Raw genomic sequence first — 14,118 nt, forward strand, 5'->3', positions numbered from 1 at the left:
AGTTTGAATTCTTTTGAATAGCTTTTTCGCGTTTTCATATACACTCCAGTTGAGATAATTATCCCTTAACTGGCTGTGTGAATCTATTGGAGCACGTCAGATCTTTATCAGTTGCATTGTTATCATGAGCGAAAGTGAAAAAAAGATAACAAAGACGAAATGATTATGATTAAAAATTTTTTCATACGAGCTCTCTCGGGTAGTTAATCGAATCAATTTGACCAATGAATATGTTTGATTTTCCACTCTCCTTCGGTGTTGATTAAGACAATTGTTTCCATACTTTGGTAGTCTCTCTCTTCCCCCTTAAACATCCCATTGACCAGAAACCGCGATGCGGAGATTGCTGTGTTGCCCAGAACTTTGACTTGATGCTCCAACGCTTTATTTGTCACTGACGATAGATATTCCATATCTGAATTCATATGATGTTGAGCATATTCATCTGCGCTCCTCTCAACTCCGCCTCCTTCATAAATAGTCACATCATCCGCCAGTAGGCTCTTCGCAGTGATTTTGTCTCCCGTATTAAGCGCGTGATGGAATGCAATAACTATTTTAGCTGCAGGCGTATCTAACCCACTAAACATACCTTTCTCATGATGTTCTTTTTCATGGGCACTAGCAGCAAAACTCATGATTACGGGCATGATAAATAGTAAGACTAATAATTTAATTTTCATTTGAATTTCTCTTCTAAGTTTTATCTTTCGGGACCTACAATACTCGTAAGCCCAGAAGTAATGATTAAAATAGCAACTGCTATTGTTAACTCTAATGAAATGGATTTTGAGAGTGCTTCGCTTCCCGAGCCACTTTTAAGTTTTGGGACTAATTTCAGTTTGTGCCGTATAGCAATAGCTAGAATGCTAGTTACAAGGAACATTTTAACAAGAAGAGTTTGCCCATATATGGAGCTAAATAACCCTTCAAAACTACCTACCAATTGAATAGCTAGCCAAATGCCTGCAGATAATAATAAGGTAACCAATACGGCCGCCTGCGTACCAAACCTATCCATTAATTTATAAAGCTTTTCGTAGCTCTGGTAATGGCAGGAGAGCTTTAACGGAATCAATGCACCAAACCACCAAGCCATAACAAATACGTGAACCATAAGTAGTATTCGAGCAATACTTCCTAATTCAGAAACGTGGCCGGTTAAAGTAAATGTGTACGAGAGAGTGAATAGACACAGCACAAGTAAGCAAGACTTTAACCTTAGGAAAGGTTTAAGAGGTTTAAATTTCAATAAGTAGATAGTTATTAAAGCTACGGCTAACCCCCCCGCACGATACAAGGTGACTTCACCGATAGGAGAACTCAACATTATCTTAAGCATAAAGGGGTCAAGTGCGCCTTGAATTCCCTCTTCTACCATCGCTCCAGTGTTCGCGATAAACCACACTGCATTAGAAATAAACGCAACAAAGACACAAACCTTTACCCATACAGCGCTATAAGATGGCGTTGTATAATTTGTGCTATTATCGTTAATATCTCGCCAGAAAAATGTATATCCAGCTGTGGCCGCGAAACCTAAATAAAACATTAGCTTTGACACTACAATTACAGTGTTCCAGATATACATTTCCACAGCTGAATCCCCTTTTTAGTGCACCATAAATCCAAAACTATCTTTCATCTTGTGCCCATCGGAGCCAAGCATGATGAACTCAACATTGTATGAACCTGGACGTAATTTAGGTAAGGTCCAAGAATAATCCGTTGCAACCTCTTTCGGAGGTTCAAAGCCAAAATCAACTTTTGCACCTTCACTATCTTTTAAAACTACTTTTATTAATCTAACTCCCTTGGTAAAGCTGACTGATAGTTCCATTGGGGCCTCCATCAGCATTGCATTTTTGCTTGGTGTGCTAGATTTAATTTCTATAGCCTCATGTGCTAATGCCACGCTGCTTAGCAGTACACTAAATATTGCAAATGATTTAACAAGTGCTTTCATGATTACCTCTATCTTTGGTTAATATTCGGTTTTTAAAAATTAAAATTGCTTTGATTGTCAAAAGTGCGCATTTATTTGTTTAACTTTGACTTCAATCGAATTGACTGTCGTAGCTTTCTACTTTCGCGTAAGGTTCGTAGCTCCCATCTTGATATATAATGAAAACGGTATAAGGCATAAACTGCTCTGCTACTTCCATTCCGGGTGAACCTACTGGCATAGCTGGAACAGATAACCCGATAGCCTTTGGATGTTCTTCTAACAAGAATCGTTTTATAAACTTAGAAGGGACATGGCCTTCAAATACAAAGCCGTTTTCTGTAACAGCGGTATGGCAAGAGCGAAGATTTGGCGAAATTCCGTATTCGTTCTTGATGTCGCTCAAGTTATGAAAGTCCTTTGTACGTAGTTGAAATCCTTGGTTTTCTAAATGGGTTATCCACTTTTTGCAACATCCACACGATGGTGATTTATAAACTAATAATTCGAAGACGTCGTTTGCGCCATGGTGGATATTTGCCATGGCAATGCTAGGTAGAATTAGCAGTAATACCGCAGCTTGATAGATGATTTTTTTTAACATTTTTGCCTCCAGACAAAGCTGGCACATATAGGTACGCTAGCACCTAGATAATAAACAGGAACTGAAACAAATTGTGCGTTAAATTTGGACGCACTGACCCCGTGTTAGGCAAATATCGGTGGGCGAAAAAGTGAGGATGTTACTGAAACTGGCTGTTGGAAGAACAAGCCAAATGAAGCGTCCGGCACCACTGGGTGTTGAACAGTCATCATGGAAGCTATAAGGACGGGAGCATGAGTACAACCACCTGGTGGGCATGTGCATTCCGAAGTGTTGCAACAATCTTTAATACTAGCGTTTTCGGAACTTATAGAATCTACTCTCATACCATGGCTCATGTTCGTAGAGCAATTCGATTCAGAATTACTATTGTAATGTTTGTTATCAATATCCATTTCAAAACTCATAGTATCTACAGCCATCGCTTGCCCGACGAGGGCAGATAGCACTGTAAACACTAATATTAGTTTTGATATGAATTTAAACATTTCTTAAGCATTAAACATAACCAATATGGAGAATAATGGATTTTCGCGAATTGGTAAACAGTTGAGGCTGATTTGTAATTAGAATAGCCCGTTCATCGGCAGAATTTAGGAAATAGTCATGATGAGGGAGATTGCCTACAACCATGCAAATTTTTGGGCGCGTCTCTAACTCTATAATTCAGATACTGCGGTAGAACTTGAACGCTTTAAGTAGCCGCCACAATACTTTCCTTTTGTCCAGTTCCATTAACGTTATAACGGGGGCTAACCAGAAATACTAGAAAATTGAGGAGGCTTGAGGAGCTATATAAATAAACACACCCGATAAATATAAATTCACCGGTAACTTGAAAGAGAAATCAGATATTCTGTTTAAATCGTTGAGGCACAAACTCACTTCAGCGATTTCAACTTAAGCGCCACTCAAGCGCCACTCAAGCGCTGGTCGATAAGTGACTTTCGCCCCGCGGTTATAGATACTCTCTGTTTCACTTATTTTTCTGCATATGAATAAGGCGATTAATATCAGCTTTAGGATAAAAAAGTTCAATCACTTCTATCAATTGTGAGCACGGTAATAAGTTGTCTATCCGTGATAGGAAAACCTCTTTATAGGGCTATCAGCGCTTGCTTTAGCTGACTACTGGCAATAATTAACTGTTGGCTCACGAGCAGTAGAAAATGTAACTTAACATGCAGTCATGATCTCACGTTAGGAACTTATTCGGATCTTCCCTAGTATCAATTGAATAACATTTTTATGCTGTTTCTAATTATTTCATCGATCTCGGGACATTCATTGAGACAGGTAACGTTAATCTATATTAGGATAACCTATTGTCAGCAAGTGTTTTTCAACAGTTTCTTGATAGAACTCTGCAAAAAAATCGTAAAGTCATTTTATCGTTGTACGCCCAATGAGTTGAATGGAAGCATTGACTTGTTCCAGCAGCAATTATCCGTGACAAGGAACAGGTGGCCGAAAACTTTTTTGATCTCTACTACATACCAAATTCGAAAGCTAGGTTACGTTTCATTACCCTATTTTTATTCTCTTGCTAAGTCGCAGTCTCTCTTTTCAGGAGTGATATTAAGGCTAAGGTTACAGTAACTTAAGCCTGCCAAAGATTACGGACCAATAGTTTCATTTTTAAAAGTCAACAAAAACGATATGTCTTCTTCGGCAGTTTTGGTTACAGAAACTTCTGCACATACAGCGTCGCACAATGCATCTACTATAGAAAGACCTAGCCCAAAGTTATCTTCAGATGTTCTAGAAGCATCTTTTTGCCAAAGCGGTTCAAACATATGCTTTAGATCATCCTCATTAACCTCTGTCCCCACCTTATTTGTCACTCTGAGGTAAACATTACTAGAACTATTTACACCTAAGTTCACAAGTATTTCTGTATCAGTTTTTCCGTGTTCTATAGCGTTATCTATCAGATTACTTATTATCGATTCTACTGCAACGCGATTGCTCTTGACGCTTAACTGAAAATTGGAGCTAATCTCTACCTTAACATTTCTTGCTTCTTTTATCTGAATAAGTTGAGTTACTAATTTGTGGATATCTATCTCATCAGTTAGCTCTAGGGTCTTAAAACTATATTTTTGGATTAACATAAGGCCAGAAATAATATTTTTCATTCTTGTGCCTATTTGCAAAACACGTGGCTTAAAATCTTTTTCTAATCTTATTTCTCCTGGAAACTTAATTGCTACTTCAGTCATATTTATTAATTCAGAGACTGGTGTTTTTAGCTCGTGTGCGATATCCGAAGTCAACCTCTTCTCACGCAGGTAAAGCGAATAATTATCTTCAATAAAGTGATTCAAACTTTGGGTAATGGGTTCCAATTCCTCGACATTATTTTGAAAAGCTTCGTGTTTTTGCCTAGTGGTAAATCGTAGTCCTTTTATCTTGGCATTTAAAGCATCCAAGGGTGCCAGAGCATAAGCCACAGTGTTACGCACTGTAAATCGAACAACTAGCGGCACGATAATTAATGCAAATAGAAAAGCACCATCGATAAACCACAACGTGAAATTTAACAATTCTGTAGATGTTGCGTACGCGATAACCATTGACGGGCGAGTATCGTTACCCTTATCCATGACGCGATAAAATCCAGCTCTGTCTTCAGAATCAATCTGAGGTATATATCGAGTGTAAATTACCCGACCCGTACGGCCATCGGGCAGAGTAATATCCTGGAAAGAATATTCATCCAGGCCAATGCTGCTGTAAGGCAATTCATTGATGGTATAAAGCGCCAGAGTATCTGATTTTTCAAACGTTGAGTCTTTGTACCAAAGTTGAAAATACTCGGGGGAAGATGTCCCTTCAAACTCAGGCAAATACTCACCTGCAAATTCGAACTCCACACCCTCGACATCTTCATTTACCAAGCTCTGAAGCATACCTACTTTTGCCTTCATAGCCTGGTTGAATTCTTGTTCGATCCAGGAATCGACGCCAATATCTGCTGCAAGTAAAACGGCAATGACTAACAGTGAAATAATAATAGAAAGTCTTCGTGTTAATGTTTTACGTATTGATTTCATTAGCTTCTACAACTCTGTAACCAAAACCACGTTTACTTTTAATGGGTAGAGACGCGCCGCTTTCTCTTACTTTTTTCCTTGCTGAGGAAAGGTGAGCTTCAATAGCATTTTTTGAGATATGGTCATAGCTTCCAGAAATAAATTCACTCAGCATTTCTGAGGTAACTATCTTGTGTCTATTGAGAAAAATACATTCAACAATTTTGTACTCATTCGGGGTCAGGTTGATAATGCCATTATTGTATGAAAGCGTTTTAAACTGGATATTGAGTGTCAAACTGTTGATAGTAACTTGGTCATTGAGACAATTTACCGCACCTCTCCTCATCAAGCTAAGTAGTCTAGCAGTCAATTCGTCAAACGAGAACGGCTTAGAAAGGTAGTCGTCAGCACCTGCCAATAGCCCCGCTACCTTGTCTTCAGACTCAGATCGCGCAGATAAGATGATAACCTTTGTTTCTAAATGTCTTTTTCGTAACGTTTTAAGAATAGTCATACCGTCCAACTCAGGTAGCATCATATCAAGGATGATTATTTCGTAGCTACCAAGCAACGCCATACTCAATCCCTCAGAGCCAGTGCCAGCAGTATCGACTGAATAGCCCAATTTTTCCAAGCCTAAGCTCAAACTGTTTCTCAATGATAAAGAGTCTTCTATCAGAAGTATTCTCATAATTTGAATGTCAATTTTAAAGTTATTTGAGTATACCTTCTCAACCTTAGGATTTGCTGAAGAAGCTATTGAAAAGGTGCTTATAGTTAACCTACGTATACGTGGTTCTTTTAGCATAAATCGATTGATTTACTTCAATAGCTCTTAAGTTTATCTCGATATTTTGTTCATATTAATAACAGTCTTGTGACTAACGATGAAGGCTTATTTTATATCAGCGCTGCTACTTTGTGGGTGCTCAATAACCTCTACAGAAATTTCTCCCCCCAATGGTAAAAGTGACAAAGCTGTCATTTTTGACATCGATGGAACATTGATCCCCTGTAACGCCTGCATTTTTTCTGAAAGAGAAAATGCGTCTGAACGTGTTCAAGCATACGCTGATAAAGGCTTCAAAATTATCTATCTGACTGCGCGAAATGTATACTTCCAGTTCAACATTCCACTTTTTTATCCCGTTACCATCTCCCAGATAGAGATATTCAGGTAGCTAATTCGATGGCTTAGCGAAAAAGCTTTTAAAACGTTTAAACTAAATATTCTAAAGCCTTACAAGGAGTCTGGCTGGAAACTTTTCGCTGCTTATGCCGATTCAAGCACTGACTTTGTGGCTTATTTGGCCGCAAGCGTTCCTCAGGACAAAATATTTGCAATAACATGACAAGGTGATTGTAAGTGCAAGCCAAGGCCGTGGCGAAAGTACTACGATAGCTGGTCGAAACACACTCCTATAGCGTTCCCTCCTTAACCAGCCTCTTTCTTCCTTCCTGAGCGATTAGAACATTATTACCTCAATTAAATGACTCTTCATAAGCGTATCTTAAGTTTCGTTTGTTAGAGTTTTCCTGTCGAAAATAGAATTTGCTTGATCTTGGGGCTTTGACAGAGGGCTACGTGCGAATTTCAGTTGTAATACCAGCAAAAAACGAAGAAGAAAATTTAAAACCCTTAATTGAGGAAATTTATAGAGCGTTAACAGGTGTAGCAAACTTCGAAGTCATCTATGTTGATGATGGAAGTACGGATAAGACATTTGAGAATTTGCTTTACCTGAAAGCGAGTGGCTTTGACAAAGTTAACGTACTACGGCATAAGCACTCGGTGGGACAAAGTACAGCTATTTGGACAGGGGTGAGCCATGCTGATGGAGAACTTGTAGTAACACTTGATGCGGATGGGCAGAATGATCCCTCTGATATACCAAACCTCCTGACTATGGCCTCTCAATTTCCGTTAGGGAGTCACTTTTGCATTGCTGGTCACCGTAAAAACAGAAAGGATACAGCTTGGAAAAGATTTCAGTCAAAACTAGCAAATTCTGTAAGAAGTAAACTTCTTAATGATGATACACCTGACACCGGATGTGGGTTAAAGGTCTTTCCAAAACAAACATTCCTCGATTTACCCTATTTTGATCATATGCATCGTTTTCTGCCAGCACTGATCCGACGACAAGGTGGGATCATTAAAGTTGTTGAAGTGAATCACAGAGACAGGCAATTCGGAAAATCAAAATATAATATGTTAGGGCGGCTTGGGGTTGGACTAATTGATATGGCAGGAGTTTATTGGCTTCAGAAACGTAATAAACTTAATGATGTCATCTTAGAAAATGAAGAGAGTATCTAATTGAATTCCAGTCTCCTTCGTTTCTTCATTCTGGTACTTGCCATTCTGTTTTTTAGTCATTTGATTTCGCTCTCCCCCTCATTTGACGCATTTAATCAGGAGTGGATAGACAATCATACCCGTGATAATGGAGTGACAGGGATAGCCAAATTTTTAGCCGTCTCAGTATTTTTACTTACTATCGGACTTCCACGCCAGTTAGTCGCATTTATGGGGGGGTATGCCTTTGGATTTGCTGAAGGTGTCATCTATTCAACATTAGCAGCTACGCTCAGCTGTGCAACAGTTATGGCAGTGTCCCGGTATTTCGCTAGACCGATTATTATTCAACACTTTGAAATGCGAGTGCGCAAGTTAGACCACTTTCTACTTCGCTCTCCCTTTCTTAAGTCCGTTATCATTAGACTGTTGCCAATAGGGAATAATCTACTCACAAACATTTTTGCTGGCGTTTCAAAGATTCCACGACGCTCTTTTATTTTTGGGTCTACTATTGGCTACATCCCTCAAATGGCGGTTTTTGCATTAATGGGTAAGGGTGTATTAGTCAACTCTGAACTTAAAATAATCATAAGCGCCCTATTATTTGGGATTTCCAGCTTGCTAAGCGCATATCTTTTTAAGGTTTATCATCGTCAACATAATGACGATAAAACTCTTCGTTCTCTCACAAAAAGCAGCAAATGTAGCAATGAATCAGACGAGCCTAGCCATTAAACATAAGAACAAGCACCCAAATTATACTTTCTGGCTTTTTGTACTGGCTAGCGTGTTGATATTTATCGGGCTTGGGTTAAGAGATCCCTGGCCTGCTGACGAACCTCGTTTTGCACAAGTTGCAAAAGAAATGGTTGAAACAGGTCAGTGGTTCTTTCCAGCCAGAGCGGGAGAGTTTTATCCTGATAAACCACCTGTGTTTATGTGGTCTATCGCTTTTTTCTTTGCGCTATTCGGGTCAATTAAGATTGCCTTTCTGCTCCCATCTGCTTTATGCAGCCTACTCACACTTTTTTTGGTGTATGACATCTCAAAACGACTGTGGAGTACAAAAGAGGCGCTGATCGCAACGTCACTTCTTTTATTGAGTTTTCAATTTTTGCTTCAAGCCAAGTCTGCACAGATAGACGCAATGGTCTGCTGCTGGATAACAATCGGATGCTATGGTCTTCTGCGCTTTTTCTTAGTTGAAAGGCGATGGCGTTGGTATTACCTCGCCTTTTTCTTCATGGGAATTGGCGTCATCACAAAAGGGGTCGGATTTTTACCAGTCCTGATGCTGATACCATACTTGATACATCGACACTTTTGGCCTCAGCGGGACATAGCTAAGAAGCAAACTAAAAACTCCGTATTACCGTGGATAATGGGTGCAGTGGTGATGTTACTGGCTATATCACTATGGTTTATACCTATGTTGATATTGGTCGAAAATAGCCACGACACATCACTTGCTCTATATAGAGATAATATTCTTTTCAGGCAAACGGTCACTCGATATGCTGATTCCTGGCATCACATAAAGCCGTTCTGGTATTACCTCGTAGAGGTTATTCCATTATTCTGGTTGCCAATTAGCATCGCTCTCCCATGGCTTATCCCATGTTGGTATCGCGCAATCAAAAAAGGTGATGCCCGCATATACTTACCATTGGTTTGGATTGTACTTGTTCTGCTTTTCTTCAGTGTAAGTCCTGGTAAACGGGGGGTGTACATCTTACCCGCATTGCCGATGCTGGCACTGATCTCTGCGCCTTACTTTGATTCAGTTGTTAATAAGAAAGTATTTTCCTGGCTTTTGTGGGGCGTTGTATTTTTACTATCAGTAGGCTTATTGGGGTTTGGTTTTTCCGGCATAGTAAAAGCATCATTCGCCCTAAAGCTAGAAGAAAAGTTCGGGCTTTCTCCGTGGATGTTTTTTTTAGTAACGGGGGGACTGACGTGTCTGGTTACGGTGATCACTACTAGAGGGAAGCACTGGAAAGTCTGGCCCTATTTCTTGTGCACTCTTTGGGGCATGTACGCTACTTGGGGTTACACTTTACTTGAAGATGTAAAAACCCCTAAAAGCGTATTTGCAAATATTGAAAAAGAAATTGGTAAACATGATGCAACTATTGCACTTGTTGATTTTTCTGAACAGTTCATTCTCTTCTCGCCTTATCCCATCACTCATTTTGGGTATCATACCCCTGTTGATCAGCAATTGTCTGCCGCCTACCAGTGGTTGGATAAGACTGAAAAGGGAAGACATATCCTCGTCGATGAAAAACATGTACGCAATGGTTGTTTTAAAAAAGAAATGGCAACGTCTGTAGGGTATGCACATCGCGTCCACTGGGTACTATTATCGCACGAGGCATTAACCGAAAAGTGTCCGCTTACGAAAACTGCGACTGAGATCTTTAGTTATATCCCAGATAGGCCCGTTACGTGAGGTACATGTTTTCATACAATTAAAAAATAATGCGAGAATTTTCATCCTACAGTTTTTCTTAAGCGTTATTTAAGTTTAGACAGGTAACTTATGTGCTAAGAAGTACACGAGAACCTTATTGTGAAATTTCCAAGAACACTAAATTTCAATCCTACATCAGCTCAGTTCATTTTACTTTCTTCATTGCTTATCGCAGCAATATTTAACATACCATTTTTGTCCGCTGTTTATGAAGTTGTAGCCCCTGTAACATTGAATGAGTGGGTGTTTTTTCTCTCTGTACCGCTCTTGCTAACCTTTTTTAATATTATTTTTCTAAGTCTTTTTGGTGCCCTATTTTTGCCGCGCACCACAGTTGCAATTACTTTCGTTGTAAGTTCTATTCTACTTTACGGCACCTTGGCCTATGGTGTCATTTTCGATAAGAGCATGATACAGAATGTAATGGAAACAAATTCTGGTGAAGCCTTTTCTTATCTAAATTCAACACTTTTTTTATTCTTCTCTATACTGGGATTAATCCCTGTATTTGCGATTTTTAATCTGGAAATAAGTGGAAAGCTCAAGGCTCGAATCAAGCACCTTCTAGTGCTGAACTTATTAGCTTTATTGGGTATTGCAATTATAGCCACGTTCCTTTTTAAGAGCTATGCAGCTGTCGGCAGAAATAACAAAGATCTAACGAAGTATATTATTCCCTACGCCTTTTATGATTCAGGGTACAAGTACCTTCGGGACACTTACTTCTATCCGCCTTTACCCTACAAAGTATTAGACAAGCGTCCCTACTTAAAAGGTAACGCTAATATACACCCATCTATTACAGTGTTAGTGGTTGGCGAAACAGCCAGAGCGGACAAGTTTTCAAGCAACAGCTATTCGAGGCGTACTTCGCCTAATATCCAGAACGCAGGTGCAATCAGTTTTAGCAAGGTGACATCTTGCGGTACTGCTACCGCAGTCTCCGTGCCATGTATGTTCTCAAGACTCTCACGAGAAAATTATGATTCGCGTATTGCAGACAGTCAGGACAATGTTTTAGACATCATTCATCGTGCAGGAGTTGACGTGACTTGGATTGACAACAACAGTAGCTGTAAAGGCGTATGCAAGAGGGTAGAGACTATAGACTTCAACCCGTCAAGAGTTCCCAAGTTGTGCGATGGAGATTATTGTTATGATGAGGTACTTATTGACCTTTTAAGAGAAGCTCTTTCAAGACCATCTAAAGAACATAGAGTTATAGTCTTACATATGATTGGCTCACACGGGCCTACCTATTACCGGAGATACCCAGAGAAATTTGCTAAGTTCGTGCCTGACTGTCCCAGAAGTGATATTCAAAATTGTGAAGAGGCAGAGCTGACAAATACGTACGATAATACTATTGCATACACAGACTACGTGCTAGGCCAGATTATTGAACAGCTTTCCACTATTCCTAATTCGTCGATGCTTTATCTATCGGATCATGGTGAGTCATTGGGAGAAAAAGGGCTTTATTTACACGGTTTCCCTTATAATTTAGCGCCTGTTGAGCAAACTCATGTACCAATGGTTTATTGGGCCTCCAAGTTTAGCCAACCTGAATACAGTGATTGCGTAAGGTCGTTGTCCAGTCATCCTTATTCGCATGACAACCTTTTTGACACATTACTTGGTCTTACTAATGTGCAAAGCAGCACCTACCAACCCACTCAGGATATTTTACGAAAATGCGAGTCATAGACGAAACCACATCAAAAATGCATTTCGACCCTAAAGCCAAACCAAAGGGCATGTTGCGTATTGTATTAGCAATGAAAAACTCAGTTCGAGCTATATCATGGCTTGTTAAAAACGAGTCAGCGTTCCGGCAAGAACTTATCTTACTTATCTTAGCGGCGGGAGTGCTTGCATTTTGGTCAATTCCTTATATGGAAAAGGCGATTTTACTTTCCTCCATACTCTTCGTTTTGTTCGCTGAAATTATAAATACTGCAATTGAAGTAACTATTGACCGTATTGGAAAAGAGATTCACCCACTGTCAGGCTTAGCTAAAGATTTAGGCTCAGCGGCTGTTTTAGTGACGATCGCAATTTCATCACTGTTGTGGTTAGCTACATTGTGTAGATATTTTTGATTTGAGACTGTTGACTCACCGATGAGGTACCGCACTGACATGGGTCCAACTATGCAAATTCATCAATGTGTATAAAAGAATAGAAAGCCAATAATTAGCGAGCTTTAATATAAGAAGTTAAAGTCTGATATAACTAAAAGGCAATACCCAACAACCTTTAGGTTCAGTTTTCAATTACTAGCCAGGAGTTGCATAGCAAATCGCAAAGCAAAATTGTCAGTTAGAAAAAGTTCTTCGCGTGCTTTTACTTTCGCTGATTTTTTTAAGTTTAATGAAAGTGAAAGCAAAAGTCAGCGATGCCATCAGCTCAAACAGCCAAAATATAGGAATGAAGCCAAACGATTCAACCAAAAAACCATTTTCATCTATACTCGAGCCTTTTATGTTATAAGCGATTAAACACAAAATACCACTAATAAAAAATAAGAAGCTCATCTTATAGTTACTTATAAATTTCATTAATGTCTCTATATTTTATTTTCAACATCTCGTAAGAGCACGAAAGAAACGTTGATGTCGAAGGTACGTGTTCAATCTTGCCTCTTACCACTTTAGTTACGCATTATTATCTATCACACTCTCCTTACAGTTTAACAAAAAATTTAATCATGAGGGGAACAAACTAAAAAGTTCCATGAAAATCTATAGTCATGATTGTAGACAATGTGTCACAAATAAAATTTTAGCTTAGTATTAAAACTTGAATTACTGTCGACTATCATTGTTAATGAGTAATGGAATTTCATCTCACCTCCTCATTAACTGCAGAATGCTCGTCAGTAAACTCTATTTCAACTGTGCTGTAACTGAAGTCAAACATGGCCAAGCTATCATAAATATCAAGCTTCAATAACTTGTATTCTTCAACTGTCTTTAAGGCACTGCCAACGCGTATAGTAATAACATTGTGTTCTCCGTCAAGTGACCAAATTTTTAAGTCATGGATATATTCAACTCTATCAACACTCCGGAGTTCATCTAACACTTGTTTGTATAAGTTTTTCTCTGGAACACCTTGCAAAAATAATTTTAAGGTTGCTAATAAGTTTCGAATTACATTAAACAATATAAAAAGCGTAAAGCCAATCGAAAGTAGGGGGTCTAAAATTGGCCAGTCGACAAATTGCATTACTATGGCAATAATTAATACAGCAACCCAGCCTAAAACGTCCTCCAATAAATGCCAGTTCAACACTCTCTCGTTTAGGGTATTTCCTCCCTGGAGTTTATACACAGCAAAGCCGTTTACAGCGACACCTAGAATCGCAAGTAATATCATGCCTTCTGTATTTGGAACGACCGGGTCTAATACTCGAGGAATGGCTTCTGATAATACCCAGATTGAGCCAAGGATAAGTACGGCTCCGTTAATAAATGCCCCTAACAGGCTGAGTCGCTTGTACCCATATGTGAAATTTTCATCGGCCTCTCTCTCTCCTAACCTATTGAGACACCAGGCGCTTCCAATAGAAACTGAATCGCCGAGATCATGAACAGCATCTGCCATTATAGCAGTGCTGTTCGTTAGCCAGCCGCCAATAAATTCAATAATTGTGAAGCTGAAATTTAATAGAAAAGCCCACCCAATTTTGTTTGAGCTATTTGAATGATTATGAGTCATAGAGGCTCCGGTGCGCCCGGAACATACCGGGCG

The 14,118-nt window shown here is 39.3% G+C and carries 13 protein-coding genes and 1 pseudogene; 5 read left to right on the forward strand and 9 right to left on the reverse strand.

Annotation, left to right across the window (positions count from 1 at the left end; translation table 11 throughout):
• Positions 1-212: 212 nt before the first annotated feature.
• From MHN09_RS13055 to MHN09_RS13085, 7 genes and pseudogenes are all read right to left on the reverse strand, one after another.
• The gene (locus MHN09_RS13055; RefSeq protein WP_012516902.1) at positions 213-683 is read right to left on the reverse strand and encodes a nuclear transport factor 2 family protein; all 471 of its coding nucleotides are present in this window, start codon (positions 681-683) and stop codon (positions 213-215) included.
• A 20-nt stretch (positions 684-703) separates the two neighbouring features.
• Positions 704-1,591: a CopD family protein gene (locus MHN09_RS13060; protein WP_012516901.1), complete on the reverse strand. Its 888-nt coding sequence runs from the start codon at positions 1,589-1,591 to the stop codon at positions 704-706.
• Between the two features lie 21 nt (positions 1,592-1,612).
• Positions 1,613-1,966, reverse strand: coding sequence for a copper resistance CopC family protein (locus MHN09_RS13065; RefSeq protein ID WP_012516900.1), 354 nt, complete (start codon positions 1,964-1,966; stop codon positions 1,613-1,615).
• Positions 1,967-2,057: 91 nt separating this feature from the next.
• Positions 2,058-2,549 (reverse strand): DUF411 domain-containing protein, encoded by a 492-nt coding sequence (locus MHN09_RS13070; RefSeq protein WP_014978038.1) that lies wholly within the window; start codon positions 2,547-2,549, stop codon positions 2,058-2,060.
• Between the two features lie 1,018 nt (positions 2,550-3,567).
• Positions 3,568-3,706, reverse strand: a pseudogene (locus MHN09_RS13075) (IS5/IS1182 family transposase); the annotation flags it as partial.
• A gap of 459 nt (positions 3,707-4,165) precedes the next feature.
• Positions 4,166-5,605: a HAMP domain-containing sensor histidine kinase gene (locus MHN09_RS13080; RefSeq protein ID WP_069945568.1), complete on the reverse strand. Its 1,440-nt coding sequence runs from the start codon at positions 5,603-5,605 to the stop codon at positions 4,166-4,168.
• Positions 5,589-6,278 carry a response regulator transcription factor gene (locus MHN09_RS13085; RefSeq protein WP_168534320.1) on the reverse strand — a complete coding sequence of 230 codons (690 nt, stop codon included), beginning with the start codon at positions 6,276-6,278 and terminating at the stop codon, positions 5,589-5,591. Before MHN09_RS13085 ends, MHN09_RS13080 begins: the two co-directional genes overlap by 17 nt.
• An 894-nt stretch (positions 6,279-7,172) precedes the next feature.
• Here MHN09_RS13085 and MHN09_RS13090 point away from each other — a divergent pair.
• From MHN09_RS13090 to MHN09_RS13110, 5 genes are all read left to right on the forward strand, one after another.
• On the forward strand, positions 7,173-7,907 hold the full coding sequence (locus tag MHN09_RS13090; protein WP_061094012.1) for a glycosyltransferase family 2 protein: 735 nt from the start codon (positions 7,173-7,175) through the stop codon (positions 7,905-7,907).
• Positions 7,908-8,624 (forward strand): VTT domain-containing protein, encoded by a 717-nt coding sequence (locus MHN09_RS13095; protein WP_012516895.1) that lies wholly within the window; start codon positions 7,908-7,910, stop codon positions 8,622-8,624.
• The gene (locus tag MHN09_RS13100; protein ID WP_061094010.1) at positions 8,599-10,341 is read left to right on the forward strand and encodes a glycosyltransferase family 39 protein; all 1,743 of its coding nucleotides are present in this window, start codon (positions 8,599-8,601) and stop codon (positions 10,339-10,341) included. The genes MHN09_RS13095 and MHN09_RS13100 overlap by 26 nt, the downstream gene beginning before the upstream one ends.
• A 120-nt stretch (positions 10,342-10,461) precedes the next feature.
• A complete protein-coding gene (locus tag MHN09_RS13105) occupies positions 10,462-12,069 on the forward strand; it encodes a phosphoethanolamine--lipid A transferase (protein ID WP_187447810.1) in 1,608 nt (535 codons plus the stop codon).
• A complete protein-coding gene (locus MHN09_RS13110; protein WP_015066029.1) occupies positions 12,057-12,464 on the forward strand; it encodes a diacylglycerol kinase in 408 nt (135 codons plus the stop codon). Before MHN09_RS13105 ends, MHN09_RS13110 begins: the two co-directional genes overlap by 13 nt.
• Before the next feature lie 216 nt (positions 12,465-12,680).
• Here the strand turns inward: MHN09_RS13110 and MHN09_RS13115 are convergent, their stop codons facing one another.
• Together MHN09_RS13115 and MHN09_RS13120 are read right to left on the reverse strand one after the other, a co-directional pair.
• Entirely contained in the window at positions 12,681-12,923 is a 243-nt protein-coding gene (locus MHN09_RS13115) for a DUF3955 domain-containing protein (RefSeq protein ID WP_014978032.1), read from the reverse strand.
• A gap of 283 nt (positions 12,924-13,206) precedes the next feature.
• The gene (locus MHN09_RS13120) at positions 13,207-14,085 is read right to left on the reverse strand and encodes a cation diffusion facilitator family transporter (RefSeq protein WP_012516887.1); all 879 of its coding nucleotides are present in this window, start codon (positions 14,083-14,085) and stop codon (positions 13,207-13,209) included.
• Positions 14,086-14,118: the final 33 nt, after the last annotated feature.

The organism is Alteromonas sp. MmMcT2-5 (assembly GCF_022348315.1).
Lineage (GTDB): Bacteria > Pseudomonadota > Gammaproteobacteria > Enterobacterales > Alteromonadaceae > Alteromonas > Alteromonas macleodii.